The following is a 16,043-nucleotide window of genomic DNA, read 5'->3' as shown; positions in this document are numbered from 1 at the left end:
ACCAGGGCCCGGCATCCGCCGTCCTGCCCCGGCTTTTGTTATTCCTTAAAAGTATTTATCAATACATAGTGGTAGTAGTAGAGCCGCTAGGTTTCTGTGGACAAGCCTTTTTTTCCCAGTCCTGACGGGCACTTAGGCAATGGCCAAGCCTGTGCCCCGGAGCAGGGGCAAGGTGCGGGAGAAAAGAGAACAACTTGGCCGGACTGCGCCGTCCTGTGGACAAGCCATGGGTTGCTCCGAAAGCATCCCCAGCCTTGTCCACAGCCGGGCTCAGAAATGCAGGGCGTAGCGCAGCTGCAGGAAGTTCTGGCCGGGGTTGGGGGTCTTGATGCCCGCGTTGGAGACATGCTGCACGCGCAGCAGCAGCTCGTGCTGGCGCCGCGCGCCGAAATTGAGGCCCAGCCCCAGGTGCGAGGCGAAGTTGAAGCGCGTGCTGAACTCGCGCTCCTCCGTGTGATAGCGGCGGCTGGCCAGCGTGCCGCCCATGCCGGCCTCCCAGAACCAGGCGGCCCGGCCCGCGTCCGGCCGCAGGCGCAGCGTGGGCGTGACGCCCAGCACCAGGCTGCTGTCGTGGCCGGCCACGCCGTCGAAGGACCAGCGGCTCAGGGATATGTCCCAGTGCCCGCGCAGTTCGCCGCCCCACAGCGGCATGTGCCAGGTGCGCCAGGGCAGGGTGGCGCCCACGGTGAACGCGTTGGTGCCGTGGCGCGCCCAGTCGCCCTGCAGATAGACCGAGGGCGTGTGCCAGGGCGCCTGGCCGGCATCCTGTGCCCCGGCGGGGGCCGCGGCAAGCAGCCAGAACCCCGCGGCCAGAACCAGCGGCAGGCGGCCGGTGCCCCGGCGCTGAGCGAACAGGAGGGTGGGCGGCATGGCGTCTTCTTTCTGTGTAACAGATGCTGTAACACTGTAGAACCCGCGCGCCACGCCGGTTTGTAGGCCACGGCCGCTACCCGGCGGCCGGGCCGGGGGGCTTACTTCGTGGCCGGTGCGGCCATGGGGCCCGGGCCGTGGTGGCGCATGCCGTGCATGCCGCCCCAATGGTCGCCCATGCGGTGGCCATAGCCGTACATGCGGGCGCCCTCGGCATCGAAGGTCTTTTGCTGCGCCGGCGTCAGCGTGGCGTAGAAGGCCTTCACGGCGTCGCCGCGGCGGTCGGCATCGGCCGCGCGCTGGGCACGCAGGGCGCGCATGCGGTCGATGCGCTCGGGCGTGGTGAGCTGTTCCATGCCCTGGCGGTCGTCCAGCCGGGCGTGGCGCTTGTCGGCGCCGGCCTGCATGGTCTGCAGCAGCTGGTTCCACGCCGGTTCCTGGGCGGGCGTGAGCTGGAGCTTTTGCTTGAAGGCCTCGGCGCGCTGGGCCATGAACTGCTGGCGCTGCTCGGGCGTCATGTGGCGCATGCGCGGACGCTCGCCGCGGTCCGGGCGCTGGGCCTGGGGCGCGCCCTGTTCGGCCATGGCGGCGGGGCCCGGGCCGGGCTGGGCCAGCGAGGGCGCGGCGACGGCGGCCAGAACGGCCGCGGCCAGGGCGGTGGAGGCGAGGCGCTGGGTGAACTTGCGATGGACCATGGTGGTTTCCTTTCTGTCTTCAGCGGTGAAGCTCTGGCGCCGGGGCTTCCACCCGGACGGGGGAATGGCTGTGAGGCGCTTGGGGGCCAGTGTCCTCCCGCGATGTAACGCCAGCGTGAGCAAATTTGGCGCATGTGTAAAGTTCTGCCAAGTACCGCCTGGCATGCCCGCATGCGGGGTACATTCTTCAGGCATCAAATAGGGCTTTAGCGCTTTATCCACAAGCGCTGGCAGCTATCAAATCAGGAATATCAACGCCTCCCACCGGCCAGGACGGCCGCGGCGGGAGGCATGCAGTTCAAAGGAAATCCCGTGTTCAAGAACATGATCGTGTACCGCATTGCCCCGCAGTGGCAGGCGGATCTGACCCAGCTGGAAGAGGCGCTGGCCAAGACGCCGTTCCAGGAATGCGGCGCCACGCAGGAGCGGTCCAGCGGCTGGGTGCCGCCGCGCGGCGAGGCCCATGGCCTGATGGCCGAGTCCGTGGGCGGGCAGTGGATCCTGCGCTTCATGACCGAGTCCAAGATGCTCCCCGGCACCGTGCTGGCGCGCAAGGTCAAGGAAAAGGCCGCGCAGATCGAGCAGCAGACCGGCCGCAAGCCCGGCAAGAAGGAGACCAAGGAACTCAAGGACGAGGCCAAGCTGGACCTGCTGCCCATGGCCTTCACCAAGCAGGGCTCCACCTGGGTGTGGATCGACATGGCGGCGCGCCTGCTGGTGCTGGACACCGGCAGCCAGGGCCGGGCCGACGAGATCGTCACCGCGCTGGTCGAGGCGCTGCCCGGCCTGTCGGTGGCGCTGCTGGACACGCAGACCAGCCCGCAGGCCGCCATGGCCCACTGGCTCAAGGAGCAGGAGCCGCCGGCGGGTTTCAGCATCGACCGCGAATGCGAGCTGAAGTCACCCGACGAGTCCAAGGCCGTGGTGCGCTATGCGCGCCACCCGCTGGACATCGACGAAATCCGCGACCACATCCAGGCCGGCAAGCTGCCGACCAAGCTGGCCATGAGCTGGGACGACCGCGTGTCCTTCGTCCTGACGGAGGGCCTGCAGCTGAAGAAGGTGGCGTTCCTGGACACGGTGTTCGAGGGCCAGGCGCAGGACGACGGTGGCTTTGACGCCGACGTGGCCATCGCCACGGGCGAGTTGTCCAAGCTGATCCCCGACCTGATCGAGGCGCTGGGCGGGGAGGGGCGCACCGAACTCGGCGGCGCGGCCCCCGCGCTTTCGGGGCCGCTGCATGCGCCCGCGAGCGGCGCGGACGACGACGCGCCGTTCTGAGGACCCGCCCTCCAGGCACAACGGCCCACGCACCGCCGACAGGGCATGGGCCGTGGGCCGGCGGGGCAGGGCGCGCTCAGGCCTGCGGCACCGCCAGCGCGGCGGGCTCGGGCTGCTCCGCGGGATCCGGCAGGAACTCGGGCTCGCCATTGAGCGCCGCATGCAGGCGCTCCATGTCCAGCGCGTTCTCCCAGCGCGACACCACCACGGTGGCCACGGCGTTGCCGATGAAGTTGGTCAGCGAGCGGCATTCGCTCATGAAGCGGTCCACGCCCAGGATCAGCGCCATGCCGGCCACGGGCACCTCGGGCACCACGGCCAGGGTGGCGGCCAGGGTGATGAAGCCGGCGCCGGTCACGCCGGCCGCGCCCTTGGACGACAGCATGGCCACCAGCAGCAGCGCCACCTGGTGGCCCAGCGTCAGCTCGGTGTTGGTGGCCTGGGCGATGAACAGCGCCGCCAGCGTCATGTAGATGTTGGTGCCGTCCAGGTTGAACGAGTAGCCCGTGGGCACCACCAGGCCCACCACCGACTTGCTGCAGCCCGCCTTTTCCATCTTTTCCATCAGCGAGGGCAGGGCCGACTCGGACGAGGAGGTGCCCAGCACGAGCAGCAGCTCGGCCTTCAGGTAGCGGATCAGCTTGACCACGGAGAAGCCGCACAGGCGGGCCACCAGGCCCAGGACGACCAGCACGAACAGCGCCGAGGTGATGTAGAAGGCGGCCACCAGGCCCGCCAGGTTCACCAGCGAACCCAGGCCGAACTTGCCGATGGTGAAGGCCATGGCGCCGAAGGCGCCGATGGGGGCGGCCCTCATGACGAGGTTCACCAGCTTGAACACGGGCGCGGTCAGGGACTCGAAGAAGTTCAGCACGGGCCTGCCGGCGTCGCCGACCAGGGCCAGCGACACGCCGAACAGCACGGCCACGAACAGCACCTGCAGGATGTTGTCGCCCACGAAGGGGCTGACCAGCGTCTTGGGGATGATGTCCAGCGCAAAGCCGCTCAGCGTCATCTCGTGCGACCTGGCCACGTAGCCCTTCACGGCGGTCTGGTCCAGGTCGGCGGGGTTGATGTTCATGCCGGCGCCGGGCTGGGCCAGGTTGGCCACCACCATGCCGACCACCAGGGCCAGCGTGGAGAAGAACAGGAAGTACGCCATGGCCTTGCCGAACACGCGGCCCACGGTGCTCAGCTGCGACATGCCGGCGATGCCGGTGACGATGGTCAGGAAGATCACCGGCGCGATGATCATCTTCACCAGCTTGATGAAGGCGTCCCCCAGGGGCTTGAGCTGCGCGCCGTACTCCGGCTCGAAATGGCCGAGCAGCACGCCCAGAATGATGGCGATCACCACCTGGAAATACAGTTGTCGGTAAAACGGTAGCCGCACCTGCGGTGTGGTGGCTGTGGGAAGGGTGTGCATTCGGCTTCTCCGGGAGAAGAAAAAAAGACGCACGAACCTTCCGCGGCAGCGCATCTCGGACCCCGTGGTTTGTACCCCTGGGGCGCCGGCAAGCCGATAACCTATTGGTATTAGAAAGCCCCTCCCCGTGCCCCATTCCACCGTGTCTTCGCGTCGCCGGCTGCTGCTCACCGTGCTGGCCGTGCTCGCGGGCATGGTGGTGTGCACGGTGCTGGTCAGCCAGTACGCGCTGCGCCGGGCGCTGCAGGAGGACAGCCGGGGCGTGGAGCGCCAACTCACGCTCTACGGCCAGGCCCTGGAGCAGCGCATCGACCGGTTTCGCACGCTGCCGCAGGTGCTGGCCCTGGACCCGCAGTTGCGCGACGCGCTGTCGCACCCGCTCACGCCCGCCCAGGTGGATCTGCTGAACCGCAAGCTCGAACAGGCCAACGGCGCCAGCCATGCGTCCACGCTCACGCTGATCGACCGCCAGGGCCGCGCGATCGCCGCCAGCAACTGGCGGGACGCGCACAGCAACGTGGGGGAGGACTACAGCTTCCGGCCCTATGTCACGCAGGCGCTGAAGGAGGGCGAGGGGCGCTTCTACGGCATCGGCCTGACCACGGGCGAGCCGGGGTACTTTCTGTCCACCTCGATCCGCGACGAACAGGGGAGCATCCTGGGCCTGGTGGCGATCAAGATCGCGCTGAACGCGCTGGAGAGCGAGTGGCGCCAGGGGCCGGACATCGTCTTCGCCTCGGACGCCCGTGGCGTGGTCTTCCTGGCCAGCCGCGATGAATGGCGCTACCGGCTCCTGGCGCCCCTGAGCGCGCAGGACCGGCAGGACATGGAGGCCACGCGCCAGTATGCAGGCCAGGCCCTCACGCCGCTGCGCCTGAACGTGCAGCGCAGCGTGGCCGACGGCACGGTGCTGGCGCGGGTGCTCGACCCGGCGCTGCCCCAGGCCATGCTGTGGCACACCCAGGCCTTGCCGGACAGCGGCTGGACGCTGCACCTGCTGCACACCACGCACGGCGCGGTGAGCGCCAGCCGCTGGGCCGCCGGCGCCGCGGCGGGCCTGTGGCTGGCCCTGGCCCTGCTGGTGCTGTTCGTGCGCCAGCGCCAGCGGCTGGCCCGCCTGCGCCAGCGCAGCCGCCAGGAGCTGGAGACCGTGCTGCGCCAGCATGCGCAGGAGCTGCGCACGGCGCAGGACGGCATCGTGCAGGCGGCGCGCCAGGCCGACACGGGGCTGTCGCGCAGCCTGCAGCACCTGCCGCAGGGCGTGGTGGTCATCGACGCCGATCTGAAGCTGGTGGCCTGGAACTCGCGCTACGTGGAGCTGTTTCGCTTTCCGCCCGACCTCATGCGCGTGGGCGCCCCCGTGGAGGCGCTGCTGCGCCACAACGCCCGGCGCGGCCTGCTGGGCCCGGTGCCCACCGAGGAGGCCGTGCAGCGCCGCCTGCGCCACCTGCGCGAGGGCCGCCCACACCTGCGCGAAAGCGCCAAGGACGACGGCACGGTGCTGGAGATCCGCGGCAACCCCTTGCCCGACGGCGGCTTCGTGACCAGCTACGCCGACATCACCAGCTACAAGAACGCCGCGCGCGAGCTGCGTTCGCTGGCCGACGCGCTGGAGCTGCGCATCGCCGAGCGCACGCGCGACCTGGACGCCGCCCGGCGCGAGGCGGAGGCCGCCAACCGCTACAAGACCCGCTTCGTGGCCGCCGCCGTGCACGACCTGCTGCAGCCCTTGAATGCGGCGCGCATGTTCGGCTCGCTGCTGCGCAGCCACCTGCACGACGAGGCCGGGCGCCAGGCGGCCGACAGCATCGACGGCGCGCTGGCCGCGCAGGACGGCATCCTGAACAGCCTGCTGGACATCTCGCGCATGGAGTCGGGCCAGCTGGAGGTGCATGTGCGCGACTTCGCGCTCGGGCCGCTGCTGCAGGTCATGCAGCACAACTTCGGCATCATGGCCACGAGCCGCGGCCTGCGCCTGAGCACCGTGGGATCGCGCTGCACGGTGCGCAGCGACGAGGCGCTCTTGCGCCGCATCCTGCAGAACCTGCTGTCCAACGCCATCCGCTACACGCCCCGGGGCCGCGTGCTCATCGGCTGCCGGCGCCAGGGCCAGCGGCTGCGCATCGAGGTGCACGACCAGGGGCCGGGCATTCCCGAGAGCCTGCACCGCGAGATCTTCGAGGAGTTCCGCCGCCTGGGCGAGGGCCACGACGAGGACCGCGGCGCGGGCCTGGGCCTGGCCATCGTGGAGCGGCTGGGCAAGCTGCTGGGCCACGAGATCGGCCTGCGCTCGGAGCTGGGGCGCGGCAGCGTGTTCTGGGTGTGCGTGCCGCTGGCGGATGCCGCCGCCACGCCCGGCCCCGCCGCCGCGGGCATGGCCGCCGCGCCCGAGGACGACCAGCCCCTGCAGGGCACCACCGCCTGGTACATCGACGACGACGCGCCCAGCTGCAAGGCCAGCGGCGCGCTGCTGCGCCGCTGGGGCTGCCAGGTGCCGCTGGCCGGCGGCCCGCAGGCGGCGCTGGAACGGGCCGCGCCCGGCAATGCGCCGCAACTGGTGCTGCTGGACGTGCGCATGGGCGCCTTTTACGGCCCCGACCTGTACGACCGCCTGTGCGGCGTGTGGGGCCAGGCGCCCGCGGTGGTGCTGGTGACGGCCGAGCGCGACACCGCCGTGCGCCGCCAGGCCGCCGAACGCGGCTGGGGCTACCTGCTCAAGCCCGTGCGGCCGTCGGCGCTGCGGGCGCTCATCAGCCAGATGATGCTACTAAAACAATAGCTGTTCGCGCTTTATCCACAATCGCCAAAGCCATATTGGGCTTCAATCGATCTCCGTCGCCAGGCTTTTCACCAGCACCGCCGCCTGCGTGCGGCTGTAGCACTCCAGCTTCTTGAGGATGGCCGTCACATGCACCTTGACGGTGTTCTCGGCCAGGCCCAGTTCGTGCGCGATCTGCTTGTTGAGCAGGCCGTCGGCCAGGCACAGCAGCACGCGGAACTGCTGGGGCGTGAGCCGCGCGAGCTTGGCGGCCAGCGCGGCGTCGGCCTCGGAACGCTCGGCCGCCATGGGCGGGAACCAGCTGCCGCCGTCCAGCACGGCCTGGATGGCGCCGGCCATGTCCTCGGCGGGGGCGGACTTGGGGATGAACCCCGCCGCGCCGAACTGCTGCGCGCGGCGGATCACGCGCGGGTGGTCGTTGGACGAGATCACCACCACCGGCACCTGCGGGTATTCGCCGCGCACATGCAGCAGCGCCGAAAAGCCGCGCGCGCCCGGCATGGCCAGGTCCAGCAGCACCAGCTCCACCTCCGGGTGGTCCTGCAGCAGGGTGCCCAGCGTGGCGGCGCTGGCGGCCTCCAGCGTCTGCAGGGGCGCGAAGCGCTCGCGCAGCACCTGGATCAGCGCCGCGCGAAACAGCGGGTGGTCGTCGGCGACGAGAAGCGTGGGCGGTGGCATGGGCCGCAGTCTGCCACGGCGGGTGGCGCGCAGGCAGGGTGGGCAAGGCCGCTACCATCGAGTTCCATGGCACTCAACTGGGTCTGGACGGGCTTTTTCATCGTGGCGTTCGCCACCGCCGTGGTGCGCTGGCTGCTGGGCGAGGCGGGCATCTTCCAGGCGCTGCTCACGGCCATGTTCGACGGCGCGCGCGCGGGCTTCGAGATCTCGCTGGGCCTGGCCGGCATCATGGCGCTGTGGCTGGGCCTGATGCGCGTGGGCGAGCGCGCCGGCATGGTGGAGCTGCTGGCGCGCCTGGCCGGCCCGCTGCTGGCGCGGCTGTTTCCCGGCGTGCCCGCCGGCCACCCGGCGCAGGGCGCAATGACCATGAACATCAGCGCCAACCTGCTGGGGCTGGACAACGCCGCCACGCCGCTGGGCCTGAACGCCATGCGCGAGCTGCAGACGCTGAACCGCGAGCCCGCGGGCCAGGCCAGCAACGCGCAGATCATGTTCGTGGTCATGAACACGGCGGGGCTCACGCTGATTCCCACCTCGGTCATCGCCATCCGCCAGAGCGTGGCGCTCAAGCAGGGGCTGGGCGCGGGCTTCAACGCGGCCGACATCTTTGTGCCCACGCTGCTGGTCACCTTTGCCTCGCTGCTGGCGGGCGTGCTGGCCGTGGCCGTGTGCCAGCGCCTGCCGCTGTGGCGCGCGCGGCTGCTGCTGCCGGTGCTGGCCGTGGGCGGCCTGCTGGCGGCGGCCGTGGCCGGGCTGGCGCGGCTGCCGGCCGAACGGGCGGCCCAGGTGGCAGGCGCCACGGGCGCCGCGGTGATCCTGGGCGTGGTGGCGCTGTTCCTGCTGGCCGGCGCCTGGCGCCGCGTGAATGTGTACGACGCCTTCATCGACGGCGCCAAGGAAGGCTTTGGCGTGGCGGTGCAGATCATTCCCTACCTGATCGCCATCCTGGCGGCCATCGGCGTGTTCCGCGCCGCCGGCTGCATGGACGCGCTGCTGGCGGCCCTGGGCGCGGCGGTGGCGGCGCTGGGCTGGAACACCGACTTCCTGCCGGCCTTGCCCGTGGGGCTGATGAAGGTGCTCTCGGGCGCGGGCGCGCGCGGGCTGATGATCGACGTGCTGCAGACGCATGGCGTGGATTCCTTCGTGGGCCGGCTGGCGGCCATCATCCAGGGCTCCACCGAGACCACCTTCTACGTGCTGGCGGTGTACTTCGGCAGCGTGGGCGTGAAGCACGCGCGCCACGCCCTGGCCTGCGCCCTGCTGGCCGATGCCGTGGGCCTGGTGGCGGCCATCTTGGTGGGCTACGCCATGCTGCGCTGACGCACGGCGGCGTTTCAGCCACCCCACAGCGCCCGTCAGGGCGCTTTTTTTTGCCCGCACGGCCCACAACCCGACCCGCGCCAGGGTCTTCAGGCCACGCCCGCCGGTCCCCGGTTGTTATTCCTTGAATTTATTATTTAAAAATAGTGGTAGTAGTAGAGCCTGGGCCACCGCTGTGGGTAAGCCGATTTTTGGCAGGCGGATCAAGCACTTGCGTGCCGCCAAAGTGTGGGGACGGCGACGAGCGCCCGCTGTACCCGAAATGGGGACAAACCGGCCGGACGGCCGTTCGCTGTGCATAACTGGGCGGTTGTTCCAGAATGCTCCGCAGACTTATCCACAGGGCCGGGGATTTTCGGTTTTTTGAATGAAATGGGCCTGTAGCGCTTGATGGTCAATCGCTGACAGCTCTTATTTCAGGAGCAAACGGACCGTGGCAGGGCCGGCCGGCCCTGGCGGGGGCGCGATTGCGGGACAATGCGGGCCCGGCACTGCCGGCCCACCATCGTTATTCCCCGAGATTGAAGCCGTGACCGATTCCGCCAAGCACCCCCTGCCCGACCGCCTCGCCGTTGACCCGCGCAGCCCGCACCATGTGGCGGCCGTGTTCCAGCAGGACGCGGACATCGGCATCCGCTTCAACGGCAAGGAGCGCTTTGACGTGGAGGAGTACTGCGTGAGCGAGGGCTGGATCAAGGTGCCCGCGGGCAAGACGCTGGACCGCAAGGGCCGCCCGCTGCTGATCACGCTCAAGGGCAGCGTCGAGGTGTTCTACAAGGACGCCTGAAAAAAAAAGCCACCCGTGCGGGTGGCCTTGCCTGGCGGTGCGGCGTGGCGTCAGCGCCCCAGCAGCGACCGCGCCACCAGCTCCTTCATGATTTCCGACGTGCCGCCGTAGATGCGCAGCACGCGCGCGTCGGTCCAGAAGCGCGAGATCGGGTATTCGGCCATGTAGCCGTAGCCGCCGAAGAGTTGCAGGCAGGCGTCGGCCACGCGGCTGAACAGCTCGGTGGTGTGCAGCTTGAGCGCGCTCACCGCCTCGGGCGTGAGTTGGCCCTGCTGGTAGGCGGCGATGCTGGCGTTCAGGAAGGCCTCGGCGGCGGCGATGTCGGCCGCGCACTGCGCCAGCGTGAAGCGCGTGTTCTGGAATTGGGCGATGGCCTGGCCGAAGGCCTGGCGCTCCTGCACGTACTGCAGCGTGGCGGCCAGCGCGCCCTTGGCGCCATGCACCGCCTGCACGCCGATGATGAGGCGCTCGCGCGGCAGCTCGCGCATCATCTGCACGAAGCCCTGGCCCTCCACGCCGCCCAGCAGCGCGTCCGCCGGCACGCGCATGTCGTTGAAGAACAGCTCGGACGTGTCGCCCGCGTGCTGGCCGATCTTCTCCAGGTTCTGGCCGCGCGTGAAGCCGGGCGTTGTCGTGTCCACCAGGAACAGGCTCACGCCCTTGGCGCCGGCGGCCGGATCGGTCTTGGCGGCCAGCACCAGCAGGTCGCAATGCTGGCCGTTGCTGATGAAGATCTTGCTGCCGTTGATGACGTAGTGGTCGCCGTCCTTGCGCGCCGTGGTACGGATGGCCTTGAGGTCGCTGCCCGCGCCGGGCTCGGTCATGCCGATGGCGGCCACGGCCTCGCCGCTGGCCATGCGCGGCAGCCAGTGCTGGCGCTGGGCCTCGGTTCCGCAGTGCAGCAGGTAGGGCGGGACGATGTCGTTGTGCACCTGCAGCCCGCCCACGAAGCCGCCGTAGCCGCGGCGCGAGAGCACCTCCACCACGGCGAACGAGAAGTGCACGCTGGCGCCCGGGCCGCCGTAGGCGTCGGGCACGTCGGCGCACAGGTAGCCGTTCTCGCCCATCTTGCGAAACAGCGCGCGGCTGACCAGGCCGGCCTTTTCCCAGTCGCGGTAATGGGGCTCGATCTCGGCATCGCAAAAGCGCTCCAGCGATGCGCTGAACAGTTCCAGTTCGGCCTTGTCGTCGGCGGTGAGGAGGGTGTTGGGGAGCATGGTGCTATTGAAATAAGAGCTGTCAGCGCTTGACCATCAAGCGCCGATGGCCAAAAAGACTCAAACCCGTTCAAAGATGGCGGCGATGCCCTGGCCGCCGCCGATGCACATGGTGACGAGCGCGTAGCGGCCGCCTGTGCGGTGCAGCTCGGCGATGGCCTTGGTGGTGATGATGGCGCCGGTGGCGCCCACCGGGTGGCCCAGCGAGATGCCCGAGCCGTTGGGGTTGACCTTGGCGGGATCGAACCCCAGCTCCTGCGCCACGGCGCAGGCCTGGGCGGCGAAGGCCTCGTTGGCCTCGATCACGTCCATATCGCTGACCTTCAGGCCGGTGCGCTGCAGCACCTTCTGCGTGGCGGGCACGGGGCCGATGCCCATGTAGCCCGGCTCCACGCCGGCGTGGGCGTAGCCCACCAGGCGCGCCAGGGGCTTGAGGCCCAGGGCGGCCACGCGGTCGCCGGCGGCCAGCACCACGGCGGCGGCGCCGTCGTTGATGCCCGAGGCGTTGCCGGCCGTGACCGTGCCGCCGTCCTTCCTGAACGCGGGCTTCATGCCGGCCAGCACCTCCAGCGTGGTGGCGGCGCGCACATGCTCGTCGGTGTCGAACAGCACCGTGCCCTTGCGGGTGGCAATTTCCACCGGGACGATCTGCTCCTTGAAATAGCCGGCGGCGATGGCGGCGGCGGCGCGCTGCTGGCTGGTCAGGGCCAGCTGGTCCTGCATCTCGCGGCTGATCTTGTAGCGCTCGGCCACGTTCTCGGCGGTGATGCCCATGTGCATCTTCTGCCAGGGGTCGTGCAGGATGCCGAGCATGTAGTCGATGCTCTTGGCGTCGCCCATGCGCGCGCCGTAGCGCGCGGCCTGGTCGAAGTAGGGGCCGCGGCTCATGGATTCCGAGCCGCCGCCCACGGCCACGTCGCAGTCGCCGTAGCCGATGGCCTGGGCCGCCGAGATGATGGCCTGCAGGCCCGAGCCGCACAGGCGGTTGACGTTGAAGGCCGGCGTCTCGATGGGGCAGCCGGCGTCGATGGCGGCCACGCGGGAGAGGTACGCATCCTTGGTGTCGGTGGGGATCACGTTGCCCATGACCACATGGCCCACGGCGTCGGGCGCGATGCCGGCGCGGGTGATGGCGGCCTTGACGGCGGTGGTGGCCAGCTGGGTGTTGGGCACGTCCTTCAGGCTGCCGCCGAAGGTGCCGATGGCGGTGCGGGCGGTGCTGACGACGAAGACGTCACGGTGGGACATGGAGTTTCCTTTCGATCGGGTTTATTGGCCGCTGAACTGCGGCTTGCGCTTGGCGAAGAAGGCCTCGATGCCTTCGCGCAGGTCGGCGGTGCGGGCGCAGGCGTCGAAGGCCTGGGCCTCGGCTGCGAGCTGCGTGGCCAGGTCGCGGTCCAGGCTGGCGCGCATCAGTCGGCGCATGTGGCCGTAGGCCAGGGTGGGGCCGGCGGCGATGCGCTGGGCGAAGGCCTGGGCGGCGGAGTCCAGCTCGGCGGCGGGCAGCACGCGGTTGACCAGGCCCAGGCGCAGCGCGTCGTCGGTGCCGAAGGTGTCGCCCAGCAGGGCGATCTCCAGGGCCTGGCGCAGGCCCACCAGGCGCGGCAGCGCCCACGATGCGCCCACGTCGCAGCTGGTGCCCAGGTTGATGTAGGCCAGGTTGAACTTGGTGCCCTCGGCCGCCAGCACGAAGTCGCACATCAGCATCAGCGACAGGCCGGCGCCCGCCGCCGCGCCATGCACCTGGGCGATGACGGGGGCGTTCAGCCCCTGCAGCAGCAGCAGGGTTTCGTTCAGCGGGCCGAGCAGGTCGCACGCGCCCTGCACCGGGTCGGCGCGCAGCGCGGCCAGGTCGCCCCCGGCCACGAAGGCGCGGCCGCTGCCCTGCAGCAGCACGGCGCGCACGCCGGCGTCCTGGGCGATGGCCCGCACGGCATCGCGCAGGGCCAGCGCGGTGGGCAGGTCCAGCGCGTTCATGGATTCGGGCCGGTTGAAGCGCAGGGTGGCGATGCCGTCTTGCTGCGTGGCGATCAAGGGAGGGGCGCTCATGGTGTGCTATTAAAGTGATAGCTTGCAGCGCTTGATGGAAAAGCGCTGCAGCCGGTTTTTCTTAGGAATACAGCGCCTCGATGTCGGCGGCGTAGGTCTTGTAGATGCTGCTGCGGCGCACCTTCATGGTGGCGGTGACCTCGCCGTCGTCGTGGTCCAGCTCCTTGGTGAGCATGTGGAACTTGCGGATCTGCGCCACCTGGGCCAGCTTGGCGTTGCCGGTGGCGATTTCGCCGTTGATGAGCTGGCGCACCTCGGGCGTTTCCACCAGCGAGCGGAAATGCGTGAACGCGATGCGCCGCGCCTCGGCCCATTTGCCCACGGTCTCGTAGTCGATCATCACCAGCGCGCCGACGAACTTGCGCCCCTCGGCCACGATGACGCACTCCTTGATGTAGGGGCTGGCCTTCATGGTGTTCTCGATCTCGGACGGCGTGAGGTTCTTGCCGCCGGCGGTGATCATGATGTCCTTCAAGCGGTCCACGATCTTGAGCTGGCCGTCCACCTCGCGCACCACGTCGCCCGTGTGCAGCCAGCCGTCCTGGATGCTTTGCGCCGTGGCCTCGGGGTTCTTGTAGTAGCCGGCGAACACCATGTCGCCCTGGATCTGGAACTCCCCGCTGTCCGAGTCGTCGGTGCGGGCGATGCGGTAGCGCACGCCCGCGGTGACGGGGCCCACGGTGCCGGCGGTCACATGGTCGCGCTGGTGGCCGGTGACCATGCCGGTGGATTCGGTCAGGCCGTAGACCTCGATCAGCGGCACGCCCAGGGTGCGAAAGAACCGCACCACGTCGGGCGCGATGGGCGCGGCGCCGGTGAGGGCCACGCGCGCATCGCGCAGGCCGATGAAGTTCTGCAGCGCGCGCAGCACCAGGGCGTAGTGCGCGGCGTAGCGCAGGCGCTCCAGCAGCGTCCACTGGCTGCGCGGCTTCTCGGCCAGCGGGGCGCAGTCGGCCAGGGCGCGCGCGTACAGGGCGCGGCGCAGCGCGCCGGTTTCCTGCATCTTGATGCTGATGGACGAGTGCAGCTTTTCCCAGATGCGCGGCACGCCCAGGAACATGGTGGGCGCCACCTCGCGCAGGTCTTCCTGCACGGTGCGGATGGATTCGCCGAAGTTCACCTGCGAGCCCAGGTAGATGGGGCAGAAGGTGGTGAGCATCTGCTCGGCCACGTGGCACAGCGGCAGGTAGGACAGGTGGGTGGTGTCGCGCGAGAGTTCGAGCCGGTCCACGATGCCCGGCGTCACGCCGCGCATGTTGCGCCACGAGATCATGGCGCCCTTGGGCTTGCCGGTGGAGCCGGAGGTGTAGATCATCAGCCCCACGTCGTCCATGGTCTGGCGCGCCAGCACCTCGTCGATCAGCGCCTGGTTGTGCAGGCCCGCGCCCAGGCGCTCCACCTCGTCGAAGGGGACGATGAGCGCGCGGTGCTCGGGGGCGAAGCTGCGCAGGCCCTTGGTCTCCATGACGATGATCTTCTTCAGGCGCGGCAGCTGGTCCAGCGCCTCCAGCACCTTGTCGGTCTGCTCCTGGTCCTCGCAGACCATGATGTCGATGTCGGCATGGCCCACCACGTAGGCCACCTCGGGCGAGGGGCTGGTGGGGTACACGCCCACGGTGATGCCCCCCACCAGGCCCGCGCCCATCTGCGCCAGCACCCATTCGATGCGGTTCTCGGCGATCACGCCCACATGGCCGCCCGCGGGCAGGCCCAGCTGCAGCAGGCCCTGGCCGAAGTGGCAGGCGCGCTGGTAGTACTGGGCCCAGGTGATGGGCTTCCAGATGCCGAAGTCCTTTTGCCGGATGGCGACGCGCTGGGCGTCGCGCTGCGCGCGCTGGCGCAGCATCTGGGGCAGGGTGAGTTCAGGGAGATTCATGTCTTGTGTGATCCATGGCACTGCGCACGGGGCGCGACCTTGAAAACTGGCGAAACCCAGGTCAGCGGCCACCGCGCAAGGGCCGCCCCGCCGCGCTGGTGGCGTCCCCCTTCCCGCAGCGCGCAGCGATGCGAGAGAAGGGGGAAGGCGCGCAGCGCCTCAGGGGGTTGCTTCATGAAAGCCACCGCTTGCGGCGCTTGTAGTGTTTTATTTCTTTGAAGCTCTTGGCCTCGCCGCCGCCGCCCATGCCCAGGTAGAACTCGCGCACGTCGGGGTCGTTGGCTAGGCGCTCGGCACTGCCGTCGATGACGATCTTGCCGTTCTCCATGATGTAGCCGTTGTGCGCCACAGCCAGGGCCACGGTGGCGTTTTGCTCCACCAGCAGCATGCTGGTGCCGCGCTCGGCGTTGATGCGCGCGATGATGCCGAAGATGTCTTCGGTGAGCTTAGGACTCAGGCCCAGCGAGGGCTCGTCCAGCAGGATCAGCTCGGGCTGGGCGATGAGCGCGCGGCCGATGGCCAGCATCTGCTGCTCGCCGCCCGACAGGTAGCCGGCCAGGCCCTTGCGCCGCTCGTGCAGGCGCGGGAAGTATTCGTACACCAGGTCGAAGTCGGGCCTGGTGGCGCCGTCGCGCCCGCTGAGCGCGTAGGTCGAGGCGACCAGGTTTTCCTCGATGGTCAGGTCTTCGAAGATGCGCCGCCCCTCCATCACGTGCGACAGCCCGCGGCGCACCAGCAGTTGCGGCGCCACGGCCGTGGTGCTCTGCCCGTTGAAGCGGATGCTGCCCGCTTCGAGCGCACCGTTTTCCAGCGGCAGCAGGCCCGAGACGGCCTTGAGCGTGGTGCTCTTGCCCGCGCCGTTGCTGCCCAGCAGCGCCACGATGTGGCCGCGCGGCACGGCCAGCGACAGGCCGCGCAGGGCCTGCACGACCTTGTTGTAGATGACCTCGATGTTGTTGACCTCGAGGACGTAGTCGGGGGACGCTTGTGTCATGGCATCTGGGTGGGGCGGTGCTCTTTTTTGAATAGCTGCTGGCGCTTTATGTGTGCGGATTTCAGGCATGT

Annotated in this window: 13 protein-coding genes; 4 read left to right on the top strand and 9 right to left on the bottom strand. The window is 69.4% G+C overall.

Annotated features, from left to right (window positions below; translation table 11 throughout):
* Positions 1-270: 270 nt before the first annotated feature.
* On the bottom strand, positions 271-870 hold the full coding sequence (locus tag BP68_RS10925) for an acyloxyacyl hydrolase (RefSeq protein WP_496371575.1): 600 nt from the start codon (positions 868-870) through the stop codon (positions 271-273).
* A 101-nt stretch (positions 871-971) separates the two neighbouring features.
* A complete protein-coding gene (locus tag BP68_RS10920) occupies positions 972-1,565 on the bottom strand; it encodes a Spy/CpxP family protein refolding chaperone (protein WP_496371573.1) in 594 nt (197 codons plus the stop codon).
* A 312-nt stretch (positions 1,566-1,877) separates the two neighbouring features.
* Between BP68_RS10920 and BP68_RS10915 the strand changes: the two genes are divergently transcribed.
* The gene (locus BP68_RS10915) at positions 1,878-2,846 is read left to right on the top strand and encodes a recombination-associated protein RdgC (protein ID WP_496371571.1); all 969 of its coding nucleotides are present in this window, start codon (positions 1,878-1,880) and stop codon (positions 2,844-2,846) included.
* Positions 2,847-2,922: 76 nt separating this feature from the next.
* On the opposite strand, the gene BP68_RS10910 is transcribed toward BP68_RS10915, so the two are convergent.
* Positions 2,923-4,272, bottom strand: coding sequence for a dicarboxylate/amino acid:cation symporter (locus BP68_RS10910; RefSeq protein WP_496371569.1), 1,350 nt, complete (start codon positions 4,270-4,272; stop codon positions 2,923-2,925).
* 193 nt (positions 4,273-4,465) lie between these two features.
* Here BP68_RS10910 and BP68_RS10905 point away from each other — a divergent pair, with 193 nt between their 5' ends.
* Positions 4,466-7,051, top strand: coding sequence for a hybrid sensor histidine kinase/response regulator (locus BP68_RS10905; RefSeq protein ID WP_496371650.1), 2,586 nt, complete (start codon positions 4,466-4,468; stop codon positions 7,049-7,051).
* Between the two features lie 42 nt (positions 7,052-7,093).
* Here the strand turns inward: BP68_RS10905 and BP68_RS10900 are convergent, their stop codons facing one another.
* Positions 7,094-7,729, bottom strand: coding sequence for a response regulator (locus tag BP68_RS10900; protein WP_496371567.1), 636 nt, complete (start codon positions 7,727-7,729; stop codon positions 7,094-7,096).
* A 66-nt stretch (positions 7,730-7,795) separates the two neighbouring features.
* On the opposite strand from BP68_RS10900, the gene BP68_RS10895 reads away from it, so the two are divergent.
* Together BP68_RS10895 and BP68_RS10890 are read left to right on the top strand one after the other, a co-directional pair.
* Positions 7,796-9,049, top strand: a complete 1,254-nt coding sequence (locus BP68_RS10895; protein WP_496371565.1) for a nucleoside recognition domain-containing protein — start codon at positions 7,796-7,798, stop codon at positions 9,047-9,049.
* Between the two features lie 529 nt (positions 9,050-9,578).
* Positions 9,579-9,836: a DUF3297 family protein gene (locus BP68_RS10890; RefSeq protein ID WP_496371563.1), complete on the top strand. Its 258-nt coding sequence runs from the start codon at positions 9,579-9,581 to the stop codon at positions 9,834-9,836.
* Positions 9,837-9,886: 50 nt separating this feature from the next.
* Here the strand turns inward: BP68_RS10890 and BP68_RS10885 are convergent, their stop codons facing one another.
* From BP68_RS10885 to BP68_RS10865, 5 genes are all read right to left on the bottom strand, one after another.
* Positions 9,887-11,053, bottom strand: a complete 1,167-nt coding sequence (locus BP68_RS10885; RefSeq protein WP_496371561.1) for an acyl-CoA dehydrogenase family protein — start codon at positions 11,051-11,053, stop codon at positions 9,887-9,889.
* 60 nt (positions 11,054-11,113) lie between these two features.
* Positions 11,114-12,301, bottom strand: coding sequence for an acetyl-CoA C-acyltransferase family protein (locus tag BP68_RS10880; protein ID WP_496371559.1), 1,188 nt, complete (start codon positions 12,299-12,301; stop codon positions 11,114-11,116).
* A 21-nt stretch (positions 12,302-12,322) separates the two neighbouring features.
* Entirely contained in the window at positions 12,323-13,102 is a 780-nt protein-coding gene (locus BP68_RS10875; protein WP_496371557.1) for an enoyl-CoA hydratase/isomerase family protein, read from the bottom strand.
* 61 nt (positions 13,103-13,163) lie between these two features.
* On the bottom strand, positions 13,164-14,978 hold the full coding sequence (locus BP68_RS10870) for an AMP-dependent synthetase/ligase (RefSeq protein ID WP_496371555.1): 1,815 nt from the start codon (positions 14,976-14,978) through the stop codon (positions 13,164-13,166).
* Positions 14,979-15,150: 172 nt separating this feature from the next.
* Positions 15,151-15,972 (bottom strand): ABC transporter ATP-binding protein, encoded by an 822-nt coding sequence (locus BP68_RS10865; protein ID WP_496371553.1) that lies wholly within the window; start codon positions 15,970-15,972, stop codon positions 15,151-15,153.
* Positions 15,973-16,043: the final 71 nt, after the last annotated feature.

It is taken from the genome of Diaphorobacter oryzae DSM 22780 (assembly GCF_059568935.1).
The sequence above is the reverse complement of the archived record's forward strand: the minus strand, read 5'-3'. Positions and strand labels throughout refer to the sequence as shown.

What these genes read in the sequence shown, in the direction of transcription:
- BP68_RS10925 (WP_496371575.1), bottom strand. Translation starts at nt 870, where the DNA reads ATGCCGCCCACCCTCCTGTTCGCTCAGCGCCGGGGCACCGGCCGCCTG.
- BP68_RS10920 (WP_496371573.1), bottom strand. Translation starts at nt 1,565, where the DNA reads ATGGTCCATCGCAAGTTCACCCAGCGCCTCGCCTCCACCGCCCTGGCC.
- BP68_RS10910 (WP_496371569.1), bottom strand. Translation starts at nt 4,272, where the DNA reads ATGCACACCCTTCCCACAGCCACCACACCGCAGGTGCGGCTACCGTTT.
- BP68_RS10905 (WP_496371650.1), top strand. Translation starts at nt 4,466, where the DNA reads ATGGTGGTGTGCACGGTGCTGGTCAGCCAGTACGCGCTGCGCCGGGCG.
- BP68_RS10900 (WP_496371567.1), bottom strand. Translation starts at nt 7,729, where the DNA reads ATGCCACCGCCCACGCTTCTCGTCGCCGACGACCACCCGCTGTTTCGC.
- BP68_RS10895 (WP_496371565.1), top strand. Translation starts at nt 7,796, where the DNA reads ATGGCACTCAACTGGGTCTGGACGGGCTTTTTCATCGTGGCGTTCGCC.
- BP68_RS10885 (WP_496371561.1), bottom strand. Translation starts at nt 11,053, where the DNA reads ATGCTCCCCAACACCCTCCTCACCGCCGACGACAAGGCCGAACTGGAA.
- BP68_RS10880 (WP_496371559.1), bottom strand. Translation starts at nt 12,301, where the DNA reads ATGTCCCACCGTGACGTCTTCGTCGTCAGCACCGCCCGCACCGCCATC.
- BP68_RS10875 (WP_496371557.1), bottom strand. Translation starts at nt 13,102, where the DNA reads ATGAGCGCCCCTCCCTTGATCGCCACGCAGCAAGACGGCATCGCCACC.
- BP68_RS10870 (WP_496371555.1), bottom strand. Translation starts at nt 14,978, where the DNA reads ATGAATCTCCCTGAACTCACCCTGCCCCAGATGCTGCGCCAGCGCGCG.
- BP68_RS10865 (WP_496371553.1), bottom strand. Translation starts at nt 15,972, where the DNA reads ATGACACAAGCGTCCCCCGACTACGTCCTCGAGGTCAACAACATCGAG.